The 25,963-nt window shown below is 43.3% G+C and carries 31 protein-coding genes; 7 read left to right on the top strand and 24 right to left on the bottom strand.

Going from position 1 to position 25,963, the window contains the following annotated elements; all coding sequences use genetic code 11:
* Positions 1-109: 109 nt before the first annotated feature.
* Positions 110-1,867, top strand: a complete 1,758-nt coding sequence (locus tag APA_RS24625; RefSeq protein ID WP_236580058.1) for a SulP family inorganic anion transporter — start codon at positions 110-112, stop codon at positions 1,865-1,867.
* Between the two features lie 51 nt (positions 1,868-1,918).
* Here APA_RS24625 and APA_RS24620 read toward each other — a convergent pair whose 3' ends face one another.
* Positions 1,919-2,125: a hypothetical protein gene (locus APA_RS24620; protein ID WP_201324845.1), complete on the bottom strand. Its 207-nt coding sequence runs from the start codon at positions 2,123-2,125 to the stop codon at positions 1,919-1,921.
* 535 nt (positions 2,126-2,660) lie between these two features.
* Between APA_RS24620 and APA_RS24615 the strand changes: the two genes are divergently transcribed.
* Positions 2,661-4,721, top strand: a complete 2,061-nt coding sequence (locus APA_RS24615; protein WP_201324844.1) for a zinc metalloprotease HtpX — start codon at positions 2,661-2,663, stop codon at positions 4,719-4,721.
* A 285-nt stretch (positions 4,722-5,006) separates the two neighbouring features.
* The gene (locus tag APA_RS24610; RefSeq protein ID WP_201324843.1) at positions 5,007-5,645 is read left to right on the top strand and encodes a hypothetical protein; all 639 of its coding nucleotides are present in this window, start codon (positions 5,007-5,009) and stop codon (positions 5,643-5,645) included.
* Positions 5,646-5,653: 8 nt separating this feature from the next.
* Here the strand turns inward: APA_RS24610 and APA_RS24605 are convergent, their stop codons facing one another.
* Positions 5,654-5,989: a XisI protein gene (locus tag APA_RS24605; protein ID WP_201324842.1), complete on the bottom strand. Its 336-nt coding sequence runs from the start codon at positions 5,987-5,989 to the stop codon at positions 5,654-5,656.
* A 277-nt stretch (positions 5,990-6,266) separates the two neighbouring features.
* Between APA_RS24605 and dnaG the strand changes: the two genes are divergently transcribed.
* On the top strand, positions 6,267-8,225 hold the full coding sequence (gene dnaG / locus APA_RS24600) for a DNA primase (RefSeq protein ID WP_201324841.1): 1,959 nt from the start codon (positions 6,267-6,269) through the stop codon (positions 8,223-8,225).
* Between the two features lie 68 nt (positions 8,226-8,293).
* Positions 8,294-8,878, top strand: a complete 585-nt coding sequence (locus APA_RS24595) for a Uma2 family endonuclease (RefSeq protein ID WP_201324849.1) — start codon at positions 8,294-8,296, stop codon at positions 8,876-8,878.
* A 19-nt stretch (positions 8,879-8,897) separates the two neighbouring features.
* Here APA_RS24595 and APA_RS24590 read toward each other — a convergent pair whose 3' ends face one another.
* Positions 8,898-10,139, bottom strand: coding sequence for a chromate transporter (locus APA_RS24590; RefSeq protein WP_201324840.1), 1,242 nt, complete (start codon positions 10,137-10,139; stop codon positions 8,898-8,900).
* A gap of 162 nt (positions 10,140-10,301) precedes the next feature.
* Here APA_RS24590 and APA_RS24585 point away from each other — a divergent pair, with 162 nt between their 5' ends.
* Complete coding sequence (locus APA_RS24585) at positions 10,302-10,874, top strand: gamma-glutamylcyclotransferase (protein ID WP_201324839.1); 573 nt, start codon at positions 10,302-10,304, stop codon at positions 10,872-10,874.
* Between the two features lie 128 nt (positions 10,875-11,002).
* Here APA_RS24585 and infA read toward each other — a convergent pair whose 3' ends face one another.
* The 21 genes from infA to rplC all read right to left on the bottom strand — a co-directional run bounded on the left by infA (position 11,003) and on the right by rplC (position 22,497).
* The gene (gene infA, locus APA_RS24580) at positions 11,003-11,242 is read right to left on the bottom strand and encodes a translation initiation factor IF-1 (RefSeq protein ID WP_094530993.1); all 240 of its coding nucleotides are present in this window, start codon (positions 11,240-11,242) and stop codon (positions 11,003-11,005) included.
* A 114-nt stretch (positions 11,243-11,356) separates the two neighbouring features.
* On the bottom strand, positions 11,357-11,914 hold the full coding sequence (locus APA_RS24575) for an adenylate kinase (protein WP_201324838.1): 558 nt from the start codon (positions 11,912-11,914) through the stop codon (positions 11,357-11,359).
* Positions 11,914-13,254, bottom strand: a complete 1,341-nt coding sequence (gene secY, locus APA_RS24570) for a preprotein translocase subunit SecY (RefSeq protein ID WP_201324837.1) — start codon at positions 13,252-13,254, stop codon at positions 11,914-11,916. Before secY ends, APA_RS24575 begins: the two co-directional genes overlap by 1 nt.
* Before the next feature lie 174 nt (positions 13,255-13,428).
* Complete coding sequence (rplO, locus tag APA_RS24565) at positions 13,429-13,872, bottom strand: 50S ribosomal protein L15 (RefSeq protein ID WP_201324836.1); 444 nt, start codon at positions 13,870-13,872, stop codon at positions 13,429-13,431.
* A 54-nt stretch (positions 13,873-13,926) separates the two neighbouring features.
* Positions 13,927-14,544 carry a 30S ribosomal protein S5 gene (gene rpsE / locus APA_RS24560; RefSeq protein WP_103667430.1) on the bottom strand — a complete coding sequence of 206 codons (618 nt, stop codon included), beginning with the start codon at positions 14,542-14,544 and terminating at the stop codon, positions 13,927-13,929.
* 43 nt (positions 14,545-14,587) lie between these two features.
* Complete coding sequence (rplR, locus tag APA_RS24555) at positions 14,588-14,953, bottom strand: 50S ribosomal protein L18 (protein ID WP_201324835.1); 366 nt, start codon at positions 14,951-14,953, stop codon at positions 14,588-14,590.
* Between the two features lie 66 nt (positions 14,954-15,019).
* A complete protein-coding gene (rplF, locus tag APA_RS24550; protein ID WP_201324834.1) occupies positions 15,020-15,583 on the bottom strand; it encodes a 50S ribosomal protein L6 in 564 nt (187 codons plus the stop codon).
* Between the two features lie 86 nt (positions 15,584-15,669).
* Positions 15,670-16,071, bottom strand: a complete 402-nt coding sequence (gene rpsH / locus APA_RS24545; protein WP_201324833.1) for a 30S ribosomal protein S8 — start codon at positions 16,069-16,071, stop codon at positions 15,670-15,672.
* Positions 16,072-16,094: 23 nt separating this feature from the next.
* A complete protein-coding gene (gene rplE / locus APA_RS24540; RefSeq protein WP_201324832.1) occupies positions 16,095-16,640 on the bottom strand; it encodes a 50S ribosomal protein L5 in 546 nt (181 codons plus the stop codon).
* Positions 16,641-16,688: 48 nt separating this feature from the next.
* Positions 16,689-17,072 (bottom strand): 50S ribosomal protein L24, encoded by a 384-nt coding sequence (rplX, locus tag APA_RS24535; protein WP_201324831.1) that lies wholly within the window; start codon positions 17,070-17,072, stop codon positions 16,689-16,691.
* A complete protein-coding gene (gene rplN / locus APA_RS24530; RefSeq protein WP_094530971.1) occupies positions 17,072-17,440 on the bottom strand; it encodes a 50S ribosomal protein L14 in 369 nt (122 codons plus the stop codon). Before rplN ends, rplX begins: the two co-directional genes overlap by 1 nt.
* A 3-nt stretch (positions 17,441-17,443) precedes the next feature.
* Positions 17,444-17,695, bottom strand: coding sequence for a 30S ribosomal protein S17 (rpsQ, locus tag APA_RS24525; protein WP_094530969.1), 252 nt, complete (start codon positions 17,693-17,695; stop codon positions 17,444-17,446).
* 33 nt (positions 17,696-17,728) lie between these two features.
* Complete coding sequence (gene rpmC, locus APA_RS24520; RefSeq protein WP_094530967.1) at positions 17,729-17,932, bottom strand: 50S ribosomal protein L29; 204 nt, start codon at positions 17,930-17,932, stop codon at positions 17,729-17,731.
* 4 nt (positions 17,933-17,936) lie between these two features.
* Positions 17,937-18,350: a 50S ribosomal protein L16 gene (rplP, locus tag APA_RS24515; RefSeq protein WP_201324830.1), complete on the bottom strand. Its 414-nt coding sequence runs from the start codon at positions 18,348-18,350 to the stop codon at positions 17,937-17,939.
* Positions 18,351-18,376: 26 nt separating this feature from the next.
* Positions 18,377-19,123 carry a 30S ribosomal protein S3 gene (rpsC, locus tag APA_RS24510; RefSeq protein WP_142653722.1) on the bottom strand — a complete coding sequence of 249 codons (747 nt, stop codon included), beginning with the start codon at positions 19,121-19,123 and terminating at the stop codon, positions 18,377-18,379.
* A gap of 2 nt (positions 19,124-19,125) precedes the next feature.
* The gene (gene rplV / locus APA_RS24505; protein WP_009625485.1) at positions 19,126-19,482 is read right to left on the bottom strand and encodes a 50S ribosomal protein L22; all 357 of its coding nucleotides are present in this window, start codon (positions 19,480-19,482) and stop codon (positions 19,126-19,128) included.
* 17 nt (positions 19,483-19,499) lie between these two features.
* Positions 19,500-19,778 (bottom strand): 30S ribosomal protein S19, encoded by a 279-nt coding sequence (rpsS, locus tag APA_RS24500; protein WP_094530961.1) that lies wholly within the window; start codon positions 19,776-19,778, stop codon positions 19,500-19,502.
* 63 nt (positions 19,779-19,841) lie between these two features.
* Positions 19,842-20,708, bottom strand: coding sequence for a 50S ribosomal protein L2 (rplB, locus tag APA_RS24495; protein ID WP_201324829.1), 867 nt, complete (start codon positions 20,706-20,708; stop codon positions 19,842-19,844).
* Positions 20,709-20,770: 62 nt separating this feature from the next.
* A complete protein-coding gene (locus APA_RS24490; RefSeq protein ID WP_201324828.1) occupies positions 20,771-21,085 on the bottom strand; it encodes a 50S ribosomal protein L23 in 315 nt (104 codons plus the stop codon).
* A 28-nt stretch (positions 21,086-21,113) separates the two neighbouring features.
* The gene (gene rplD, locus APA_RS24485; protein WP_201324827.1) at positions 21,114-21,788 is read right to left on the bottom strand and encodes a 50S ribosomal protein L4; all 675 of its coding nucleotides are present in this window, start codon (positions 21,786-21,788) and stop codon (positions 21,114-21,116) included.
* Between the two features lie 67 nt (positions 21,789-21,855).
* Positions 21,856-22,497, bottom strand: a complete 642-nt coding sequence (gene rplC / locus APA_RS24480) for a 50S ribosomal protein L3 (RefSeq protein ID WP_201324826.1) — start codon at positions 22,495-22,497, stop codon at positions 21,856-21,858.
* 667 nt (positions 22,498-23,164) lie between these two features.
* On the opposite strand from rplC, the gene APA_RS24475 reads away from it, so the two are divergent.
* On the top strand, positions 23,165-25,948 hold the full coding sequence (locus tag APA_RS24475; protein ID WP_201324825.1) for a response regulator: 2,784 nt from the start codon (positions 23,165-23,167) through the stop codon (positions 25,946-25,948).
* Positions 25,949-25,963 lie beyond the last annotated feature (15 nt).

The raw sequence follows: 25,963 nt of genomic DNA, 5'->3' as shown, positions 1-25,963 counted from the left end.
CCGCAACTCTCTTTTGGGTTTTATAGCTTCGCAATACTTTGGCTTAGCATAGTGTCATTTTTTAGGTAATCTAGACAATCTATCTAAAAACTTACATTGAGGTGCATTGTTGACAACGCCCCCACCAATTATTCCATTTCCCCTTGCTTCGCGTCCTGATGGTTTAGCCAGATGGATGCCAATTATCGCCGTGTTGAGGAATTATAAGCTCCCTTGGCTAATGCAGGATATCAGTGCAGGACTGGTGTTAACTGCAATTCTCATTCCCGCAGGTATGGGCTATGCCGAAGCCGCAGGCTTGCCTGCTATCTACGGACTATATTCCACGATTGTGCCGCTAATTGCCTATGCCATTTTTGGACCTAGTCGGATTTTGGTGTTAGGTCCTGACTCCGCGCTGATTCCCTTAATTTCAGCGACAGTGCTACCACTGGCTAATGGCGATCCGATTCGCGCGATCGCGATCGCAGGAGTATTAGCAATTTTCTCAGGAATTATCTGCATTGTGGCGGGGCTGGCAAGATTTGGCTTTATTACCGAACTACTTTCTAAACCAATTCGATATGGATATCTTAATGGAATCGCTGTGACCGTTTTGATTAGTCAATTTCCAAAGATCTTTGGATTTTCAGTGAATGGTAATACGATTTGGGAAGAAATGATTGGCTTGGGACAAGGGGTTCATGATGGCAAGACGAACTTTACGGCTCTTGTGATCGGTTTATCTTGTTTACTGGTGATTCTAATTCTTAAGCGGATAACGCCAAAAATTTCAGGGGTATTGGTGGCGGTGGTGGCGGCAACAGTAGTTAGTTCGATATTTGAACTTTCGCAAAGAGCAGGAATAGTTGTGGTTGGAGCCTTGCCACAGGGATTACCCGCATTCCAAATTCCCAATATCGCTCCAGTTGAATTCAAAACTTTATTTTCTAGCGCTTTAGCGATCGCCTTAGTCTCTTTTGCCGATCTGAGCGTGTTATCACGGACTTTTGCGATCCGAGGTGGGTATAAAGCCGATCGCAATCAAGAGTTAATTGCTTTGGGGATTGCCAATATTGCAGCGGGATTATTTCAAGGATTTTCAGTCAGCAGTAGTGCTTCGCGTACACCCGTCGCTGAGGCAGCAGGATCAAAAACGCAGATTACAGGAGTAGTCGGTGCGATTTGTATTGCTATAGTTTTATGGTTTGCACCGATGTTGTTGCAAAATTTGCCCCAAGCAGCTCTCAGCGCGGTGGTAATTTCGGCTGGGTTAGCAATTTTTGATATTAGGGGAACTTTGCGTCTATACCAGTTACGACGATTTGAATTTGTTTTGTCAATGGTTTGTTTTTGTGGTGTCGCAATACTGGGCGTAATCCAAGGAATTTTTAGTGCGGTAGTTTTGGCTTTACTTGCATTTGTCTGGAGTGCATGGCGACCATACTCTGCGGTACTCGGACGTGTTGATGGCATCAAAGGCTACCATGATGTCTCTCGCCATCCCGAAGCTAGACAAATTCCAGGACTAGTAATCTTTCGTTGGGATGCACCGTTGTTTTTTGCCAATGCCGAAATCTTTTGCGATCAGGTGATGAATGCGGTTGGCACAGCTCCGACAGTCACGAGGTGGGTATTGGTCGCAGCTGAACCTGTAACCGATATCGATCTTACGGCTGCCGATGCGATCGCTGAACTCGATAAAACCCTATGCCAAGCACACATAGAATTATGTTTTGCAGAGATGAAAGGCCCCACCAAAGATCGCCTAAAACGTTACGGACTATTTACTAAGATTGGCAAGGACGATTTTTTTCCGACCATTGGACAAGCTGTTGATATGTATTTGGAAGTAAATAAAGTGGAATGGCACGATTGGGCTGAATAAACGTATGAATGCGGCGAATGAATACGATCCATTGCACCGCATTCATTCATTTCAGGACTTAATGGCAATCCAATCTTTTTTTAGTAATGTGACAAAAGTGGCGATACCTTTAGAAAATCCTACGGGGTCTTGCATCGCATATTCAGGGAAATCTTCGTAGTGTCGCCATTGTTCGGCTGCATTGTGACGTAGATGTAAGATACGTTCGCCATCTTCAAGCTTCCAAAGCATTTGACCGCCAGTTGGGATATTAGACATGGTCTCCTCCTGTTATGTTAACTAGAATGCGCAACATTGGCATGAGCTACCAGTTGTTATTCACAATTTTGGCGATCCCAATATTAAATTCTGTAAATATAGCTACTTTTAATATGGCTCTTTGCCCAAACTAGTGTATAGGCAAACGTTTTATGCCCATCTATCTCTAAAGTAATGAAGAAGGCTCTATAGGTGTTGGCTCTATAGGTGTTTCGGGGAGGTCAAACATGATAAAAGGCTCAATGCTTTTAATGACGAGAGTTTCAGACATCGAAGACCTCCGAGGCTAAAACTATTACACATCAAGCATTTCAGCCACTTAAGCTAAAGCGTCTCCCCGAAACACCTATCGAGCCAAAAACAATTTGGTAATTTCAGCGCCAAAGGCGCTGAAATTACCAAATTGTTTTTTAGAAAGTCTGCATAGGGTGGACTTTCTAAAAACCGATTTTTAAAATGAGAATTGCTATTTTAAAATTATTTAGTGCGGTAAGTGTCAAAATAAGTTTTAATGTTGCGAGATTGAGGCGAAACGATGTCACTAAAAGCTGGCAAAGCAGCCTTGCTGCGAAAGCATTACACCGAAGCGATCGCCATCTTGACTGAATATAGCCAAGAGAGTACCGATCTAACCTCTAAAGACTATGTACAAGCCCAAATCTGGCTAGTTTCGGCATACAAAAAAACGGGGCGTGCTGATAAAGCGATCGCTATTTGTGAACAATTAGCAACAACTTCTGACCCACAGTTGCAAAAATGGGTGCAAAAATCTTTAATTACGCTTCAGCAGGCGCTTGACACCCCAACTGATGATCGGATCAAGCGGAATGAAGATGTCGCCTCGGTAATCAAATCAGATCCTCGCCGTTATCGAAAAAAAGACGTTACCTTATCCCTTCCCTCTAGATACAATTATTTCCTGATTGCAGCAATGGTGTTGACGATCCTCGCAATTATTGGTTTGCAATTTTTGATCGGTTATGGAATTTCCTTGATTTTTACAGATTTCTTTTCTGAAGCTTGGCTCAAAACAACTGCGATCGTTACGTTTATATTCAGCATTTTGCTGTTTTTCATGTCGCCTTGGATTATCGACATTACCCAAAAGCAATATCACCGCATTCAATGGATTACGCTTGCCGATTTAGATGAAAGAAGTCCCGAATCTGTGGAGATCATTGAGAACTTCTGTGAAAAGTACAATATTTTTGTGCCTCGATTGGGATGGATTGAAGATGATGCCCCCGTTGCCTTTACCTATGGTGTAATCTCCAACTCAGCAAGAATTGTGGTCAGTCGTGGGTTATTTGAATGTCTAGATGATGACGAAATTGCTGCGGTTTATGCCTATCAACTAGGAAGGATTCGGAACAAGAGCTTTGCAGTTTTGACCTTTGTTTCTGCTCCTGTTCAAGTTCTTTATTATATTTATGTTCTATTGAGTCGCCAAAGTTATCGTGCTAAAAGTGCTAAGCAACTCTGGCAAGTTTTGGCTACCTTTGCCAATGTTCTCTACTCCCTGAGTAATTATTTATTGGTTTGGCTTTCACAGGCGAGTACGATTGTCAGCGATCGCTTTGCCTCAGAAGTAACTGGAAATCCCAATGCACTGGCAAGAGCGCTCCCAAAAATGGCGCGGCAAATGTTGCCTTACAATCAGCCAGCCATGCCCACAAATCGTCTTTTAGAATCGACAAGGGCAATTGGCATCTGCGATCGCCAAACCATGACTGCGATCGGGCTAGCGATGGAAATTGCCCATTCAGGACAGACCGATCAAGATCCATATCGAGTATTTCTCTGGGAACTATTTAATCCTTGGCGGCGTTGGCTAGAGATTCATTCTACGCATCCATTGGTTGGTAAAAGGATGAGATTTTTAGCTGGATATTCCAAACAATTGGGGCTATCGACAGAATATGATTTTGCAGAACTATTAAAGGAAGAGAAGAAGCTTAATAAAAAACTTTTATATCGAAATTTCTGGCGTGATTTATTAATTCAAGTCTCTCCAGTTGTCGGTGTTGCGATCGCGGTAATTGCGGCGATGTTTTTATCGCAACTTTACAACCGTTGGTTATTATTAAGCCTATGCATGATTGGCTTAGGCTTAGGATTTATGTTGCAAGGCAGTTTGCGCTATCCAGATTTTCGCAAAGTTGCCGACACCGATCTGGTGAGCTTACTCATCGATCCCTATGCCAGCTATGTCCAAGGCATTCCTGTACAAATCCCAGGCGAGTTGCTTGGCTATGGCACTGATGAGTTTTATATTGGCTATTCGATGCGTTTGGAGGATCAAGGCGGTTTGGCTTTTATTAACTACATTCCCAATTTTCGTCAATGGATTATCGATCCTTCTAGTACCATCAAAAATCTAGAAATGCTCTGCGATCGCTCGGTAATTGCCACAGGCTGGTTTCGACGAGGCAAGTTCCCAATTATCGATCTATCGACACTGCAACCAATCATGGAGGATCGCCCCAAGCAACGCGCTTCTCTCACCAGCTATCACCAATTCTGGAACAACATCGGCAGTTCCATTCTAGTTCTATTAGGTTTATCGCTTTTGCTTCTAACATCACGATTATTCTAAATAGTTTATAAAGTTTCTTGCTAACGAAAGTTTCCCCATTGACTCGGTACGATCCTTAAGCCGATTGCGAGACGACTGGGCTGGGCATTTCAGTGTTATCGAAGAAGAAAAAATTCGGATGAGAGTTTTGTCTTGCTCGATAACGCTGATACAATGCGTCAGTTGACATTAACTCAGATTGACAGAGCAAGATATACGACTATCATTTAGAAGTGAATAGGCATTTTTTATATTCTAATATACTGCTAACCATCATAATAAAAACTATTCAATATACGGCTCATTATGATTTCGACATGGTCAACCCTTCGTCACATTCCGACATGGTCAACCCTTCGTCGCCTTGGTGAAAACAAATCTGTACGCTCGGCAAACATCTGGGCGATTGTAGTTCCAATCTCTGCGAAGTTATTAGAACGTGTTCAAGGCGTAGTGACAGTAGAATTATTTGGACATAAGTTTCCTATTAACTTAACTCTCCCTTTTAGCTGGAAAGTATTGTTTTTTGCTGCTATATTCTTCCTACTCGCGAATATTATTTTTGCGATTTGGTGCCCTAAGCTTATTAAAGAGACTGAAACATACCGTGAATTCGCTGACCAACAGCGTAGCATTTATGAGTTAGAAGTTCAGTTTAAAGGCTTAGAAAAGGCAGGACTCCTGTCTGGTGATACTATACCTCAATGGCTTAATTGGTTTTCTTCGCATCGTCAGGTAACGCTATCTAAACGGGATGACATTAATGGAGTCTCTATCGAAAATGAAGGGCGCGAGCTTAAAGAGATTTATCAAATCATTGTGGAATCTTTAGCAAAGAAAAATACCCCAGCAAGACTTTTTGCATCATTATTCTATTTTTTCGGAGTGGCGCTCACAGCAATCATCATCATTCAGAATATTATGTTCGTTGCTCTGCATTGGTAATGTCTATGCTAGCTCACGGCAAACTCAGTATACTTTCTAGCATAGGGCGCATGATAACCTAAAACAATATCTTGCTTAGGTACACCAAGATCAATTAGTTCATTGGCAACAGAATACTCCGTTCCATCGTACTGAATCCAAATCTTTTCATCTTTAATATCCACATGAATTAAACAACCATACATCCGAAAGCCATTTTCCCAGCCCACACTAACTACTTGATAGTGATCGCCTTTTGTATCAAATACAGTATAGGTTTCCATCGCTTCACCAACAGGATCGAGTTGACAGTGATAAGTTAAGATGGATTGAACATGTTGGCGATAGAGAGTTAATTTATCCATTGTAAAATTTCCTCGCGTTGAATATCAAAAACCATGATTTTGATATTGTATTCAGAAATGCTGAGTAATGCCTTTAAGATCGCAAGTAGGTAATCAAAAGCAACCTGTAAATGCACAGATCCCCGACTTTTTCTAGGCAACTAAAGGCAACTTGCAAATTCACAAAAAAAGTCGGGGATCTCAACTTGCGCTTTTATAAGTAGGTTCTACTTTTTTGATGGTGATTGATATAAAATATATTGAGCATACTGCGGTTTACAAATAGGCGATCGCGATCATGTCTGCACAGTTCCAAATCCACAAAGACACCATTGACCAAGTAAGTCAAAGGGCAGACATCGTAGATATCGTCTCCGAGCGCGTTGTACTACGCAAAAGTGGGGCAAATTTTCGGGGCGCTTGTCCTTTTCACAATGGGACAAACGCCACAGCGCTGACAGTAAATCCAGCGCGGCAGATGTATCACTGCTTTAACTGCGGGGCAGCAGGTGGTGCAGTCAAGTTTTTGATGGAGATCGATAAGCGATCGTTCTCTGACGTAGTTTTAGATTTGGCGAAACGATACAACGTTCCCATTGCCACAGTCGAGCCTGAAAAAGCTAAGGAAATACAGCGTCAAATCTCCCATCGCGATCGCCTTTATGAAGTGATGGCTTTGACCACCAGTTTTTATCAACATGCCCTCTATGCCCACCAAGGCAAGGCAGCCCTTGCCTATCTCAGCGAAAAGCGGCAAATGAGCAAAGATACAATCCAGAAATTTCAACTGGGTTATGCGCCTGCGGGTTGGGAAACCTTGATGGGCTATCTAGTGCAGCAAAAGCAGATCCCTGTGAGTTTAGTTGAAGAAGCAGGCTTGATCGTTCCGCGCAAAACAGGTAATGGATTTTACGATCGCTTTCGCGATCGACTGATGGTTCCCATTCACGATACTAGAGGTCGCGTAATTGCCTTTGGTGGGAGATCGCTAGGGGATGAAGAGCCAAAATATCTTAACTCTCCTGAAACGGAACTATTCAGCAAAGGTTCAATTCTATTCGCAATGGATAAGGCTCGCGATGCGATCGCTAAGTCTGACCAAGCAATTGTAGTAGAAGGATATTTCGATGCGATCGCCTTGCATCAGGCGGGAATTGAACAGGCGATCGCCACGATGGGTGTAGCGCTTAATGCTGACCAAATGAAGCAGTTATTGCGATATACCGAAACCAAGAATGTAATTCTAAACTTCGATGCCGATAAGGCAGGAATTACGGCGGCGGAAAAGGCGATCGCAGGTTTCAAGGAATTAGTATTTAATGGAACCGTGCAGTTGCGAGTTTTGACGATGCCCGATGGCAAAGATGCCGATGAGTATCTCAAACAACATAGTGCAGAGGCATATCGCGATTTACTTAAAAATGCACCATTATTTCTCGATTGGCAGATCGATCAAATCCTTGTAGGTCAAGACCTTAACCAAGCCGACCGCTTCCAAAAAAGCAGTCAAGCGATCGCGCAATTATTAAATAATCTGCCCGTTGATTCTTTCTTTCGCACCCATTACATCCATACTTCCGCACAGCGCTTGTCACAAGGTAATTCTTATCTGGCATTGCGTCTAGAGCAAGATCTGCGCCGTCAGTTACGCAACACCCGCTGGAACAGCAATAAGCCTGCTCCATCCCTAACAACGACAACAAATTCGCTGCATATTGCCGAAACGCAACTTTTACAAATTTATCTGCATTTTCCCCAACATCGTGCTTATTTATATCAGGAGATTGCCGAAGAGGAGAACATTGAATTTACGCAATCCAATCATCGCTATCTTTGGCAAATTATTCTCAACCTAATTCAAGAGAATAAAACTTCCCTTGCTGCGGAAGAACCTTACCCCGATCACCTCGTGCAACAATTACAGATTCTCTGTGCGGAAACAACAGAGGTTGCTGAGCAATTGCAACATCTGCTCTGGCTTGACGAAAACTCGCGCATTGGTTTATTACGTCCTCAGATCGTAGTGAGAACTGCGATCGCCAAGATTCAATATATTATGTGCGAAAAAAACAGGAAGGATTGGCTAAGAAAATATGAAAGCAACGATAACGTTTCAAATCGAGCATTTGGTTGTGAATGTCAATTAAAAGCCGAAGAAGCAAGACAACGTTCAACTGAAATTCTTGAACAGATTAAAGTTAATTATCTTGATCTGTCAGGTACTAGCACGGACGAGAAGAATGTCATTGAGTTTTAAAGTGATATATTTAGATATAAATCCTAGCCTTAGAAATCCCATTAGTTTAATCTGTGGACTTAAATCTAATGACCCAAGCGATCGCCAATCTAGAATTAGCTAACCCCAAAGCTTTGACAGATCAAGAGTTTATGTCATTGCCTGAAAATGGCAACCTTTATGAATATGTGGATGGAGAGTTAATTGTTGTGGCAAATTCAGGTGTAGAGCATGGCTATTTAGCACTTACTCTCGGATATTTTTTGACAGGATTTGTACGTACTCATAAGCTTGGTGTAACTTGTGACTCTAGTACAGCTTTCAAAATGAAAACAGGCAATAAGCGATCGCCTGATCTTGCATTTATTGCTAAAGAACGTTTGCAAGGATTAAAGCGATTACCAAAAGGATTTTTTGAAGGTGCTCCTGACTTAGCTGTAGAAATTATTTCTCCCAATAACACTTTTGAGGAAATCCATAACAAGCTCGTAGAGTATTTTGAGAATGGGACTCGGTTGGTATGGGTAATCTTACCTGATGAAGAATGTGTATTGGTTTACCATAAACCTAAACCATCAAAGCTTTTGCAATTGGAAGATAGCCTTGATGGAGAAGATGTTATTCCTGATTTTAGTCTTCCCTTATTAGAAATATTTCAAGAGTTATCTTTTTAATCACTGATATGATCACTTTTTATTGGTTGAATTTAATCAGCCAGCCGATCGCAGCGCCAGCAATTACCAACCAAGCAGAATTAACTTTTGGGAATTTAAGTAGAACTAATAGACTGACGATCGCTACAATAATTGTCCAAAGATCAATCAAAGTGCCGCGCCCTAATTCCAAGGCAACGGCTGCCATCAAACCAATGGAAGCAGCATTCACACCATCAAGAAAACCTGCTGTCCAAGGCGATTTGCGTAATCTTGCCACAAATGGATTGATCAATGGAACGAGAATAAACGCGGGTAAAAATATACCAATCGTCCCTGCGATCGCACCCAGATTTCCAGCAACGAGATAACCGATAAATGTTGCAGTCGTAAATACAGGACCTGGGGTAAACTGCCCAATCGCAACGGCATCTAATAATTGCTGTGAAGTTAGCCAATGGGTACGATCAACAAATTCTTGTTGCACAAAAGCTAATAGTACATAGCCTCCGCCATAGAGAACCGAACCAATTTTAAGAAAGCTCAGAAATACGGCTGTCCAAGTTTTGGAATGAGTTTCGGAGGCAATAGAAGCTAAAGGAGAAGGGAAAAGGGAAAAAGGAACAAGGAAAATTGAGAGAGATTTATTTTTTTGGAAGGATGTTAAATTGTGGACGAGGCTGACAATGATACCTGCACCTAGCATCAGTACGATTTCATTGATTTTTAGAAAATATAAAGCTAGGACTAAAATCCCTGCGCTCCATGTTGGGATATTTTTTAATGCTGAATGTCCTAACTTCCATAGGGCTTGAGCAATAATCGCGATAATTACGGGCTTAACTCCATAAAGTAACCAACCAACGGCGGGAATAGTTTGGTATTCCACATAGGCGATCGCTAATCCCCACACTAATAACATCGCAGGGGTTATAAAACAAACTCCAGCCACGATCGCCCCTTGCCATCCGGCCTGCTCCAGCCCGATATGAATTGTCAATTCGGTAGAATTAGGACCTGGGATTAGGCTGGTAACACCTAACAAATCTAATAACTTTTCGCGACTGAGCCATTGGCGACGCTGCACTATTTCTAACTCGATCTGGGCAATATGCGCGGCTGGCCCCCCGAAGGCGATCGCACCGAGCTTAGCAAAAACTATTGCTAATTCCCACAATCCAATTTTTGGCGATAACTGAGTTTCTGGGACTCGATCAGCCACTTGACCATCTAATAGAGAGTTAGATTCTAGTTCTGGATCTTTTTTTGTATACTCAGGCATATTTTTCAAAAATTAGGCGCGACATACTTGATCACATCAATTAGTAATAAAGCCTTTAACGCTTGAATTATCTAAATAGTTAATTCAAATGAGCATACACAAAGCTTTATACTTTTTGCAGGTATCCCAGAATACTAGAAAGCTTTTGCCTAACTTACAGATATGGTAGATTCGCTCAAATCAGATTCAATACAGCACTTACAGACTTCAGAAAGTTCTCATCTAGAGCCATGTCAATCCGAGCCGATGTTTTACTATTTTGCTTACGGCTCTTGTATGTGTCCTGTTGATTTGAAGCGATCTCTTGGTGTGGCAGCCCATCATTATGTTGTTGGCGTAGCAAGATTAAGTGGATATAAACTTGGCTTTTATTATCGATCTCCTCACCGTGATTGTGGTTGCTTAGATATTGTCAAAGATTCAAGTTCTTATGTTGAGGGCGTTTTATATTGCTTGCCCATGCGTTTAAGCGATCAGCTTGACATGCGCGAGGATGTATCAAGAGGCGGCTATCAACATGAATTGATCACAGTTAGCGTTGATCAAAAAATTTTTGCAAATGTAAGAACTTACAGTGTTGTTAATAAGCTTTCTCGTGAACTTGCTCCAAATGACTGGTATTCAAATGTAGTGCTGCGAGGCGCTTCTACCTGTGGGTTGACCGAAAAATATTTTTGGCAATTGTTTTATCATATCTACCAATTGCAGTCACTTAACAAGCGACAATACAGCTAGAGAGGTTTCGGCGCTTCGCGCCGAAACCTCTCTAGCTGTATTAATTGATTTATAGCTATACTTTGCACAGCGAATTATTTTTTGGATATTAACAAAAAGCAACGACTTTACAGTCGTTGCTTTTTGCTTTATTTCTTGCCGCCGCCTTGATTTTTGAGGCGATAGGTAATGCGTCCTTTGGTAAGGTCATAGGGCGTTAGTTCCACCTTCACGCGATCGCCAGGCAAAATCTTGATGTAATTCCGACGGATCTTGCCCGAAATGTGTGCAAGTACATTAAAGCCATTATCGAGCGCAACCCGAAACATAGCATTAGGAAGAGACTCAGTTACCGTCCCTTCCATTTCAATAGAATCTTCTTTTGACAAACAAACTCTCCCAAATTTAGTATTAGTTCTTTATGTATGATGTTGCGGGCGCAAAGCGCTTACAACATGGGATAGATATTTGATTAAGCATTACTCAATCAAATATCACCGTATTTATGCAAAGAATTTTTTGATTGTCTCAGTTACTTCTGGCATCGACGGTGTGCCATCAATTTGGGTAACTTTCTTTCCATAAAATTCTAGCAAAGGTCTAGTTTTGGAATTGTACTCTTGCAACCGATTCCTAATGACTTCCTCCGTGTCATCAGCACGTCCCTGATCGATCGCCCTTGCCAACAAGCGATCGATTAAAAACTGATCTGGCACATCAAGATTAATCACCGAATCATAGGGCTGCTCGATCTCAGCTAATAAAGTATCTAAAGCCTCAGCTTGAGCTACTGTACGCGGAAAGCCATCAAGAATCCAACCAACTTGAGTATCAGGTTGTCTCAATCTGGCCTCAATCACCTCAATCACAACAGCATCAGGAACCAATGTACCCGAATCACTGAAAGACTTAACCTTTAGCCCTAACTTAGAGCCTTGCTTAATCTCAGCCCGAAAAATATCTCCAGGAGCAATTCTCGGTACTTGCCAAGATTCAGCCAAAATCTCGCCCTGTGTACCTTTACCAGCACCAGGTGGCCCCATCAAAATCACTCTAGGCATTACTGTTTCACCATGCCTTCATAACGTTGCGAGATCACATAAGTTTGGATTTGCTTCGAGGTTTCAATCGCGACACCAACCAAAATCAGTAACGAAGTTGCACCAATGCCACTAAAGGTGGATACGCCAGTGGCTTTTTCGAGGGCGCTAGGAATAATCGCAATGCCACACAAGAAGACCGAGCCAAGTAAAGTTAAGCGATTCAAAATACGGCTGATATAGTCTGAAGTGGCTGTACCAGGGCGCACCGTGGGAATACTGCTACCCATCTTCTTTAGGTTCTGCGATAGTTCGACAGGATTGAGAACTAGGGTTGAGTAAAAGAAGCTAAATCCTAAAATCAGCAACATATATACAGGAATATGACCAGCTCCGCTCGGAGAAACCCAAGTTGCGATCGCCACAAACACTTCGTTATTGATGCTTTGACTTAAGTAGGCAGGTAAAATCATCACCGATGAGGCGAAAATGATTGGCATAACGCCGCCTTGATTTAATCGCAAAGGTAAATAAGAAGCTTGTTCGCGGTATAGTTTCCGTCCAACCTGCCGCCGCGCCGAAATAATCGGAATCCGCCGCGTTCCTTCTTGAACGAACACAATCCCCACAATCATAATCAAGAAGATGACGAGCAGTAAGATGACACCACCAACTCTCGAGCTGTCTTTTTGAGCAAGCGCGATTGTATCACCCAGAGAAGTTGGCAAGTTGGCGACAATACTAATAAAAATCAGTAAGGATGCACCATTACCAACCCCTTTCTCCGTAATTAGCTCACCAGCCCACATTACAAACATCGAACCAGCCGCCAAGGCTACTGTCGTCTGGAAAATAAAGCTGGACAAAATAACTCGACCATCGCCAACCGTAATCCAGTTAGTGCTTGGATCTGAAAGTACGCCAGAGTTCTGCACCCAGACACCCAGCCCCCAGCTTTGGATTACACCCCAAACAAAGGCAACATAGCGAGTGTATTGAGAAATTTTTCTTCTACCTGCCTCTCCTTCATTCTTTTGAAGATTTTCTAAGCTTGGGAGAGCGGATGTCATCAATTGCATGATGATCGAGGCATTAATGAATGGCAAAATACCAAGGGCAAAAATACCTAGTAGTGATAAGCCACCACCAGAGAAAATATCTAAGAAGTTAACTACGGCATTATTTTTAACAATTTCCGTAAATCTCAGGCGATCGACCCCTGGCAATGGCAAGTAAATGCCAAGTCTAACCAATATCAAAACACCAACAGTAACTAACAAACGACCTCTTAGCCCTGCGGCTTGAGCCATTTGCATAAAAGTTTCTTGTGCTGTTGGGTTCTTTCCCTTACTAACAACCATAACTAAACTTACCTCAAGCTAGTGATTGGGTTAGGAGGCGCAAAGCTCCTCCTAACTTAAGATATTTAAATATTGTAGTTGCATAGAGAAAAGCGTAACGCGAGGTTCTTCTAAAACAACAAAAGAGAATATGTGGCGAAACGCTTAGCGCTCCGCCACATATTCTCTTTATAACTAGGCAACTTCTACAGTGCCACCAGCAGCTTCGATTTTGCTCTTAGCAGATGCTGTAAATGAGTGAGCGCGGACTGTAAGTGCTACAGTTACTTCGCCTCTTCCTAATACACGCAATACACCGTCGTTTTGAGTAATAATTCCTGCTTCCATCAAAGAATCAAGAGTTACTACAGTACCCTTAGGTAATCCGCTTAATTGATCGAGATTAACAATTGTGAAATGCTTAGGGTTGACAATTGTGAAATGCTTAAGTTTGGGTACTCGTCTATAAAGAGGGATTTGACCACCTTCAAAACCAGGTCTGGTGGGACGACCTGAACGAGATTTTTGACCACGCATACCGAAACCACCGCTAGCGCCTTGCCCTGCGGCAATACCACGTCCTAGACGACGCTTGCGATGCTGAGAGCCTTCTTGAGGCTGAAGATCGTCAATTCTCATAGTTTTTTCTCGTTTATCGTTGGTGCAATAACGGCGCTACGCGCCGTTATTGCATTAGTTAAATAGCTGTTCCAGCGTAATACCACGCGCTCTGGCAACTTCACCAAAGGTACGCAAGGTTGCAAGGGCATTAATTGCCGCACGAGCATTGTTCAGAGGACTGCTAGAACCGAGTTGCTTTGCCAAAATATTTTTGACACCAGCTAGTTCTAGTACGGTTCTGACAGCGCCACCAGCAATTACCCCAGTACCTGGAGATGCAGGGCGGATCATCACTTTTGCGCCACCGCCGATCCCGTTGGTAGGATGTGGGATGGAATTACTCTTGGTTAAAGGCACGTCGATCGCGTGTTTTCTAGCATCAGCAACGCCTTTCTTAACTGCGTTAATTACATCGGCAGCTTTACCAACACCAACACCGACCTGTCCTTTCTCATTACCGACGACGACGATCGCACGGAAGCTGAGCTTTTTACCGCCTTTGACAACCTTAGTTACGCGGCGGATTTGGACAACACGCTCTTGCCATTCAGATTCTTTCTCAGTGCGAGCGCGATCGCTTTTTTTACTATCGCGCTTGCCTTTACGTTTTTCATCGCGGTTGCTATCGCCACTGTCGCCGCTGCCACTGTCGCGACCAGCACCTGGTCTTGATTCTCTATTCTTAGCCATATTTGTTTCTATCTACTGATTCACTGCTGGATGATTCGATGCGTTAGAAATCTAGACCTGCTTCGCGGGCAGCTTCAGCGAGAGCTTGGACTCTTCCATGATAGAGGTTTCCACCACGGTCGAACACAACTTTGGTAATTCCCTGCGCGATCGCTCTTTCAGCAATCAAAGCACCAACCTTAGCCGAAGCTTCAGAGTTGGCAGTAGTGCTGAGACCTTCACGGACATCGGATTCGAGGGTCGATGCAGCGACGAGAGTATGCTGTGCTACATCATCAATCACTTGCGCCACGATGTGATTGTTAGAGCGATAAATTGCTAAGCGAGGACGTTCGGGTGTGCCTGACATACCTTTACGAATTCGCTTGTGGCGGCTTATGGTTGCTTGTCTACGACTATTAGCACTCATGTTTTTTATATATGAAGATTACGAAAATTAAGAAGATTAAATAAAGAAGCCAGAAAAATCTTAGCCTTACTTCTTACCAGTCTTACCAGCCTTACGTCTGACGAATTCGCCGAGGTAGCGGATGCCCTTACCTTTGTATACTTCAGGCGGACGTACAGCGCGAATTTTTGCTGCTAAGTTACCGACGATTTCTTTGTCAATTCCTTCGACGACAATAAATGTTCCTTGAGGGACTTTTTTGCCTGTAGCATCTTCAACGCCTAAAGAAACTCCATCGGGAGGAATGATGTCAACTGTATGGCTATAGCCAACAGTAAGAACAATATTGCTTCCGTTCAGGTTGGCACGATAACCAACACCTTGAATTTCCAACTTGCGCTGAAAGCCAGTTGACACACCTTCGACCATGTTGGCAACGAGGGTGCGGAAAAGACCGTGCTGTTGCTTTGCGGGACGAGATTCATTAGCGCGGTTGACAATCAAGTTGCTTTCTTCTTGCAGAATTTCTACAGTGTTTGGCAACACACGCTTAAGTTCGCCTTTAGGTCCTTTGACAGTAACCTCTTGCCCTACGATGGAGACCGCAACTTTAGGGGGAAGAGGAATGGGACGTTTTCCAATACGAGACATGTCTGTTTTCCGTTGCTTGTGATGTTATTTGCTGAGTTAACAGCCTGAATTACCAGATCTAGATTAAGCAATCTAAAAGATCTGAATTACCAGATATAGCAAAGGACTTCACCGCCGACTCCCTGTTTACGGGCTTCGCGATCGGTCATGATCCCTCTAGAGGTGGAGATGATCGCAATGCCGATCCCACCTAATACACGGGGTAATTCTTTAGAGTTTGAGTAAACCCGTAAACCAGGTTTGCTAACGCGCTTGAGGCGCTTGATAATCGATTGACGATTCTTGCCTTCATACTTGAGGGCGACGACCAAGGCGCGGTCGATGTTTTCGCCTGTTTCTTCAAAATCTGCGATAAAACCTTCTTGTTTCATCACTCGGGCAATGCTCAACGTCATCCTTGTGGCAGGGATAGAGGTTGTCTGGTGCTTTGCAAGTGTTGCATTGCGAATGCGGGTAAGCATGTCCGAGATGGTGTCGTTGGTAGCCATCCTTATCTCCTAATTCGATCTACTTATGATTCTCTAAAGGGCATACCAACTGCTTTCAGGAGCGCACGTCCTTCTTCGTCCGTGTTGGCAGTGGTAATGATGGAAATATCAAGCCCCCGAATTTGCTCAATACTGTCGTAGCTGATTTCGGGGAAGATAAGTTGCTCGCGAACACCGAGGGTATAGTTACCACGTCCATCAAAGCTCTTTGGGCTAACACCGCGAAAGTCACGGATGCGAGGCAATGAGAAGTTGATCAGACGATCCAAAAAGTTGTTCATCTTATCGCGGCGCAGAGTAACCATCATCCCGACGGGCATTCCTTGACGCAATTTAAAGCCAGCGATCGCTTTCTTTGCTCTAGTGACTACGGGCTTTTGACCAGCGATCGTCGCAATTTCGATTAAAGAAGCTTCTAGGGACTTAGCATTCTGAGCAGCTTCACCAAGACCACGGTTGATCACTACTTTTTCAAATGTAGGAACTTGATGGATGTTGGTGTATTTAAACTGCTCCATCAACTTGGGAACAGCCTGATTTTTATAGACTTCGGTAAATCTTGATAGCATTTTATCTTCCTCGATGAGTTTTCCTGGGCTTGGTCAGGTTGTATAGAATTATTTCTTTTCGGTCTGGACGGAATCGACGATTTCGCCAGTCTTTTTCAACATTCTTACTTTCTTGCCATCATCCGTAAAGGTGAAGCAAGAGCGACTAGCGGTCTTTTCCTTTTCGGAATACAACAACACTTTAGAACTGTGAATCGGAAACTCGCGGGTAATAATTTGTCCAGACTCGCCATCAGCCTGAGGCTTGATATGCTTAGTCTTGACATTAACACCTTCAACGATGATGGTGCTGTCCTTGGGAAATACTTGTAGCACCTTAGCCACAGTTCCCTTAGAGCTTCCTGAAATTACTTGAACCACATCATCTTTTTTGACGTGAATCTTGAAAGAATTACGGTTGCCGCGATAGACAGGCTTTGACTTGAATGACATTACAGTACCTCTGGCGCTAGGGAGATAATTTTGGTGAAGTTTTTATCCCTCAACTCACGCGCAACTGGACCAAATACGCGGGTTCCTTTGGGGTTGCCGTCTTGGTTGATGATTACAGCAGCATTGTCGTCAAAACGAATTCTCATGCCGCTTTCGCGGTTGATGGATGCTCTGGTACGAACAATGACCGCGCGGACGACATCCGATTTTTTGACTGGCATGTTAGGGGCTGCGTCCTTGACTGTGGCGATAATCACATCACCAACTCCGCCAAAGGCACGGTTACCACCAGCCAGTACGCGGATACATAGTAGTTTTTTAGCTCCACTATTATCCGCCACATTTAAATAAGACTCTTGTTGAATCATGGCTTATGCTTCCGAGCTAGATGAGAGAATCTCTACAACTTCCCATCGCTTTGTACGGCTGAGGGGACGGGTTTCCCGAATTTTGACGCGATCGCCTTCACGGGTTTTATCTTCTTCATCGTGGGCTTTAAACTTTGTCGTTTTGACCACGATTTTTCCATATTTTGGGTGAGATGTACGGTTTTCAACCGCGACAACCACCGTTTTTTGCATTTTGTCGCTGACGACAACGCCAACTTTTTCTTTAACTGCCATTGCTAAAATTCCTATGTTATGTAAATAGCTTTCTTAAGCTCTGGACTGACGTTCGCGTTCGACGGTCATCAGTTGAGACAAACGATGCTTAGCATGTTGGAACTGATGTGGCTGGACGGGTTGTCTAGTAGCCTGCTTGAAACGCAGATCAAATAGCTCTTTCTTGACGGTCAAGATCTGAGCTTGCAACTCATCATCAGATAGCTCTCTAGTTTCTTGGACTTTTGGGAGTGCCATATTCTTACTCCTTCTCGCGGATAACAAATCTGGTTTTGATTGGCATCTTGGCTGCTGCCAAGCGAATTGCCTCTCTTGCGGTTTCTTCAGTCACACCAGCTACTTCAAACATGATGCGACCTGGCTTAACCACTGACACCCAAAACTCAGGAGCACCTTTACCAGAACCCATACGGGTTTCAGCAGGACGCATGGTTACAGGTTTGTCTGGGAAAATACGAATCCAAATCTTGCCGCCGCGACGGATATAGCGGTTCATGGCACGTCGGGAAGCTTCTATCTGACGAGCGGTAATCCAAGCAGGCTCTAGAGCCTGCATGGCGTAATCACCAAAGTTGATTTCAGTTCCTCTGGTAGCAGGACCCGCCATCCGACCGCGTTGCTGCTTACGAAATTTTGTACGTTTAGGACTTAACATGGTTCAAAACTCTAGATGACAGAAGTTTATCCTTCAGCGCTAGAACGATCCTCAAATTGGGGACGACGTTGCTGGCGACGACGGGGTTGAGCGGCAGGAGCAGGAGCTTCTTCGCCTTGAATGATTTCGCCTTTAAAGATCCAGACCTTGATGCCAATAACACCATAAATAGTTCTGGAAGTTTTGTAGCTATAGTCGATGTCAGCACGCAATGTATGCAGAGGGACACGACCTTCACGCACCCACTCAGTTCTGGCGATTTCAGCACCGTTAAGACGACCACTGATTTGCACCTTTATCCCTTCGATGCCTGCGCGCTGTGCTCTTTGAATAGCTTGGCGAACAACACGACGGAAGGAAACACGACGTTCGATTTGCTGAGCGATGTATTCAGCGATGAGAGGCGCTTCCGCATCAACTCTGGTTACTTCGGTGACATTAATGCGAACTTGGCTAGTACCTGTCTTTTTCAGAGAACCATCTTGTTCAAGGTACTTAACTAGTCCGACACGCAATTGTTCGATGCCAGCGCCACCACGACCAACGACAACACCTGGTCTAGCAGTGCGGATTTCGAGATCTACTTGATCAGCCTTGCGATCGATCAAGATTTCAGCGATACCAGCATTACTCAGAGTTTTTTCGATAAACTTACGAATTTTGCTATCTTCTTCAGCAAGAATGCCGTAGCGATTGACATCAGCGTACCAACGGGAAAGATGGGACTTGGTGATGCCGAGGCGTAACCCTGTTGGGTGAATTTTCTGACCCATACCTATTCTTCCTCCGATGGTTTGACGGTGATCGTAATGTGGCACGTTGGCTTACGGATTTGGTAAGCACGACCTTGAGCGCGGGGACGGAAGCGCTTGAGGCTAGGCCCCATATCGGCAAAGGCTTGGTTAACTACTAGGGATGCGGGATCAAGTCCTGCATTATGTTCAGCATTAGCGACTGCCGAACGCAATACTTTCGTAATTGGTTCACAAGAACGATAAGGCATGAATTCGAGAATCATTAATGCTTCGCGGTAGCTACGACCACGGATTTGGTCTAGTACTCGACGCACCTTATGGGGTGACATCCGAATATATTTGGCTACGGCAGGGATTTCGTTTTGAGCGAGGATCATTTTAACTACCTGTCTACCTATCTCTTGGCTTTTTTGTCGCTCTTGGCATGACCACGGAAGGTGCGAGTCGGTGCAAACTCACCGAGTTTGTGACCTACCATTTGCTCCGTGACATATACAGGAACGTGTTGTTTTCCGTTGTGACAAGCAATGGTATGCCCAATCATTTGCGGAAGAATGGTGGAAGCGCGAGACCATGTTTTGATAACTTGCTTTTCGCCTTTGGCGTTCAGCTTCTCAATTTTGGTCATTAAGTGATCGGCAACAAAAGGGCCTTTTTTTAGCGATCGCGTCATAATTTATACTCTCTAAATAAGTCTTCGCGCTAAGCGACTGCTTCGCAGTCGCTTAGCAAAAAATTAGGCGTTACGTCCGCCCTTACCGCGCTTCGAGGACTTGCGACGGCGACGAACAATCAAGGCATCACTGAGTTTGCCCTTCTTGCGAGTCTTATAACCCAAGGTTGGCTTACCCCAAGGTGTAACAGGACCACTGCGTCCAACTGGAGCACAACCTTCACCACCACCATGAGGGTGATCGATGGGGTTCATCGCCATACCACGGACTTTCGGACGACGGTTCAACCAACGACTACGACCTGCCTTACCAAGACTGGTATTGCTATGATCGAGGTTGCCAACTTGTCCGATGGTGGCAAAGCAATCTTTACGAATCAAGCGAACTTCGCTAGAAGGAAGCTTGAGTGTAACGAAATCTCCTTCTTTCGCCGCAATTTGAGCGCCAGCACCAGCCGATCGCACAATTTGTCCACCCTTACCAGGGACGAGTTCCACATTGTGAACAATCGTACCGAGAGGGATATTTACCAATGGCATCGCGTTACCGATTTCAAAGGGAACGTTACTTGCGCCTGCGAGGATTTTGTTGCCAACAGCAATGCCTTTCGGTGCGAGGATATATCTCTTTTCGCCATCTTCGTACTGGAGGAGAGCAATCCGAGAAGTGCGGTTAGGATCGTACTCGATCGCAATTACTTCAGCGATGATGTCACGCTTGTTGCGTTTGAAATCGATGATTCGATATAAACGCTTGTGACCACCGCCACGTCTGCGGCTAGTGATTACACCACGGTTATTGCGTCCTCTTTTACGATGGACATGGCTAGTTAAAGACTTTTCGGGTTCTGATTTGGTGATTTCCGAGAAGTCCGAGACAACAGTTTGTCTTGTACTAGCGGTATACGGTTTATATGCACGAACGCCCATAATTGTCTGATTTTGTTAAAGAACAGTTCTCTGATTTTGCCTTTTTTGTAAAAAGCTATTGCTTACACATCGGGGAACAAATCGATTTTGCTGCCTTCTGCGAGGGTGACGATCGCTCTTTTGATTTGAGCGCGTTTGCCTGCGAACTTACCAATACGACGCGCTTGTGCGGGTGGATTATGGGTGTTCACTTTTTTGACCGTAACCGAGAAAAGGCTTTCAATGGCGGCTCTAATCTCAGGTTTAGTAGCATCATGAAAAACATCAAATGTGTATTTGTTGCTTTCTAATTGTCGGGTTGCCTTTTCATTGAGCAAAGGGCGACGAATGATGTCGGGCAACCGACGGGGATCGAATTCGGTGGGGATCTTAGCCATGGTGTTTCTTTCTTCTACTTAGATTCCGTTATTCTGCGTCTTCGACCGTGGTTACGATCTCAGTTACCAACTTTGCGTCGCCACCATATACTTCATGAATCTTGGCGATCGCCGAGCGAGTTGCCACGATCTTTTCAGAATTTAGAATGTCGAACATGTTGAGCTGATCGGCCGCAATCAATTGTAAGTTCTGAATATTACGAGCAGAAAGAACAATGTTTGCTTCTTTGCGATCGGTGATGATCAGGGTCTTTTTGCCAACGGTGACACCCCAACGCTCAAGGGCTTGACATAATTCCTTAGTCTTAGGCTGAGCAAGGTTTACGGCAAAATCTTCAACAATAATCAAATCAGATGTACGACCGATAAATGCGGTACGAAGTGCAAGACGACGCTCCTTACGGTTCATCTTGGTTTCGTAATCTCTAGGCTTAGGTCCAAAAATTGCACCACCACCACGAGTGAGTGGGGATCTGGTCGAACCAGCACGGGCGCGACCTGTACCCTTCTGTCTAAAGGGCTTACGACCACCACCACGGACTTCAGCGCGAGTCTTGCTGCTGGCTGTGCCTTGACGGGCATTGGCTAACTGTCTGACAAGGGCGCGGTGAACTAAACCTTTTGCACTTGCTTCTTTGGCAACACGCAACTCAAGGCTTACTTCGCCGACTTCATTCCCTGTCCAATCTATTACTGTAGGCATAACTTATATTCTCTCGATCTCACGAACAAACTACTTAGTCTTTTATTTCGCGCCTATAATTGCGCCTTTATTTAGCCTTGCCGATAATTACGGTAGGAATGACGTTAAGCAATGCGCCAGGTTTACCAGGGACTGCTCCTTTAATTAGCAACACATTGTTCGCTGCATCGACTTTGACTATAATTAGCTTCTTCACGGTGATTTGCTTACCGCCAAGGCGACCAGCCATGCGCTTACCGGGATATACACGACCAGGAGTAGTACCTGCTCCTGTCGATCCAGGTTGTCTGTGGTTCTTAGAACCGTGAGCCATTGGACCGCGAGCAAAGTTGTGGCGCTTTTGGTAACCAGCAAAACCTTTACCGATGCTAGTTCCAATCACGTCAACGATGTCGCCATCCTTGAACTGACTTACATCTAGAGTCTGACCAATAGTGAAATCACTAACATTATCAAGGCGATATTCACGAAGATGCTTAACAGGCTCAGCACCTGAGACTTTCAAATGCCCCAGTTCTGGCTGGCTAAGCAGCTTTTCGCGGGTCTTACCGTAACCAATTTGAATGGCTTTGTAGCCTTCTTTGGTTTCGGTCTTGACTTGTGTGATTGTGCAGGGACCTGCTAGGACAACGGTTACAGGAACTGCGTTGCCATCCGAATCGAATACTTGGGTCATCCCAAGTTTTGTGCCGAGAATTCCGACAGTCATTAAAATTAGCTCCGCTTGCTTGACTTCAAATTTTCGCGCAGAATATTTCTGCCGATTTTTGACAGGCTCAAAAGAGATCGGTTTCGATCTTAGTAAGAAGTATTGGTTTTGAAGGCTGTTTAACGGGCTTCGAGACGACTTACAGAAGATATCTAGTCAAACTACTAGACGTGAGAAACTCAATCTCTTGGGTTGGTTGTTATAGGTTTAAAAGACTTTTGACTTTCTTTATGTCGCTATACCAAAGCGTGACTCAGACTTAAGGAAGGAAACGCATTGGTTTATTTCACTTAGTTTCTGTTTTTAGTCACGATTAGCAATCATAACTCTATGTGAGATGTTTTGTCTATAGTTTTTAGAAAAAAGTTAAAAATATAGAAAGTCAGGCTAATTGTTGCCATCACTGTTGCAACATAATTGTGGTTCTTGAGTCTAAAAATCATTGTTAAGAGCTTGATCCTAAATGAAGAATGACTATCGCTATAATTTAAGTATAAGAATTTGTAGATATCATAGATTTAAATCTATGCGACGTAGATTTATGTGATGCGTTTATCGCTCTAATTAGGTGTGGGATAGCTTTAACAGGCATTGCAAAACACTTGCTCAAAACAGTAAATTTTTAATTTTTTTCATACAAAGTACTTTAAGCTGCAAGAGTTAGGAAATGGAATCAGTACAAGCTATAGCTTCTAATTTTTCCAAGCCATTTGGCTACGAAAACTGCGATCGCGAACAGATTCATCTATTGGGGCATATTCAGTCGCATGGCATCTTGATTGGGATCAACGAACTAGATCTGACAATCGCTCAGATTAGTGATAACACAATTGACTTTTTCAATATTCCAGCTAGCTCATTGATTGAGAAGCCTTTAAGCACTCTATTTCCAAAATCTCAGATTGACACCTTAGTCTCTTTCCTTGCTCGAAAAGATTTGGAAATATTTAATCCAATAACAATAACTGTTCAAATAGAGGAGAAGAAGTATTTATTTCAGGGAGTAATGCATCGCTCCGATGGATTACTGATTTTAGAATTAGAACTTTTATCTACAGGTATTGATTCTAGCCTTGGTTTTTATCATTTTGCTAGATCTGCAACAGCTAATGTCAGACAGGCTAATAGCTTCACTGAAATGTCAGACTTGCTGGCTCAGGAAATTCGCAAAATAACTCAATGCGATCGCGTAATGCTCTATCGATTCGAGCCAGATCATAGCGGTATTGTCATTGCTGAGGCTAAAGATGAACAGATAGAATCCTTTCTAGGATTACATTTTCCTGCTGCTGACATTCCTGAACTTGCGCGAAAGCTCTACTATAAAAACTGGCTACGTCAAATTATTGATGTTAATTCTCACCCTGTCCCAATTGTTCCATTAAATAATCCAATTACTCAGGAACCCATCGATCTAAGCTTCAGTACGCTAAGAAGTGTTTCGCTAGGTCACATCAAGTATTTACAAAAGATGGGAGTTTCTGCTTCTTTCAGTATCTCTTTGATTAATGCAGGTAAATTATGGGGATTGATTGTCTGCCACCACTTTTCTCCTCGATATATTGACTATGAAGCCAGAAAAGCCTGTGAGTTTTTAGCGCAAGTCATGTCCATCGAAATCGTCAGCAGATATGAGCAAGAGTTAAAGAATGCTCAAGAAAAAGTCAAGATCGTTCAAGCTAAAATAAAACAGAATATTCTCAAACCGCATCAATCTATCAACGACATATTCTCTCAAAATGCAGAGGATTTGTTGAATTTGGTTAATGCTCAAGGTGTGGTCATCTATCTTAGCGATCGCATTTCCGAGATTGGAATTTGCCCTTCTCAAAAATTTATCAGCTCGTTAATTTTATGGCTAGAGACTAAATCTGAGGATGTTTTTCATACCAATTGCTTAAGTTACCTATATCCCGAAGCGATCGCTATTAAGGATATAGCCAGTGGAATATTAGCAATTTCTATCTCGCTCAATCATACTTCCTATCATATTATTTGGTTTCGCAGTGAAGTTATCCAAACTGTTAATTGGGCTGGCGATCCCAATAAATTGGCTCTTGATGATGAATGGGAGCTAACTCCACAACGGTCATTTGAGTTATGGAAAGAAACTGTCAAAGCGAAGTCTTTGCCTTGGGATGAAGTAGCAATTGAAACTGCGTCAGAATTGAGAAGTACGCTCATGCTTGCAGCTCTGGAATTGTCACAACAAGCACTGAGGCTAGAAGCTGAACGCGCCCAAGTTGCAAGTCAGGCTAAAACCAGCTTTTTGGCACGAATGAGTCACGAATTGAGAACTCCTCTCAATGCAATTTTGGGATGCACTCAGTTGATGCATCTTGATAACTCTCTAACTCAAGCGATTGGGGAATACGTTAATATTATTAGTTATAGCAGCGAGCATTTACTATGCTTAATTGATGACATTTTAGAAATGTCGAAGATTGAAGCAGGTAAGATTATTCTTAACGAGAATCAGTTTGACCTTCATCTGTTTTTGCATAATTTGCGAGAGATGATGCAAATTCAAGCAAAGGATAAAAATTTACAGTTAATCTTTGCAGTACATCCCAATTCTCCCCAGTATATTAAAGCTGACGAGCGAAAACTCAGACAGATTTTATTGAATTTGATGGGAAATGCGATCAAGTTTACAGATAAAGGCTATGTGCTTCTTCGTGTGTCCTTAATGGATAAAGAAGATGAATCTTCAAAAGCTATTATTCATTTTGAATTAGAAGATTCTGGGATAGGAATAGCTCCAGAAGAAATCGATAATTTATTTGAAGCTTTTGTACAAACTTCTTCGGGCAAAGAGTCGCAAACTGGAACAGGACTAGGCTTAGCGATCAGTCAACAGTTTGCTCATTGCATGGGCAGTCATATTTCGGCAAGTAGTTTTTTAAATAAGGGTACGATTTTTCAGTTTGATATTGAGGTTGAGGTTGAGGTTGAGCAATTATCTGATGTAGAGATTGAAACAAGTCAGATCGCGATTTCTGTACAGCCCGCCATAGAAATTACAGAAGCGCCTAGTAAACAAGAAGTATCTAATTCTTTGCGAATTCTATTGGCTGAAGATACTACCTATAATCAAATGATTGCTTTGAAGTTTTTGGAAAAGCTTGGTTATCAAGCAGATCTTGCAGTGAATGGTCTGGAAGTACTTAAAGCGCTAGAGCATAAATTTTATGATTTAATTCTGATGGACATCCAAATGCCTGAGATGGATGGCTTAGAGGCAACTCGCCGTATCCGATTAAAAGAGAAAGAGACAATGGCAATTAACAAAGTTAAAATCGTAGCAATGACCGCAAATACCATGGCGGAAGATCGGGAGAATTGTATTTTGAATGGCATGGATGATTTTATTGGCAAACCCATAAAGATAGACGAACTAGATGCAGTGTTACAGAAGTTTTCGAGCAAGCAAACCGCAATAAATCGCTAAAAGTTTTGCTTTGCA

It is taken from the genome of Pseudanabaena sp. lw0831, from assembly GCF_016584665.1.
Classification (GTDB): Bacteria; Cyanobacteriota; Cyanobacteriia; order Pseudanabaenales; family Pseudanabaenaceae; genus Pseudanabaena.
Note: the sequence above shows the minus strand (reverse complement) of the source record. Positions and strands in the feature narration are given on the sequence as shown.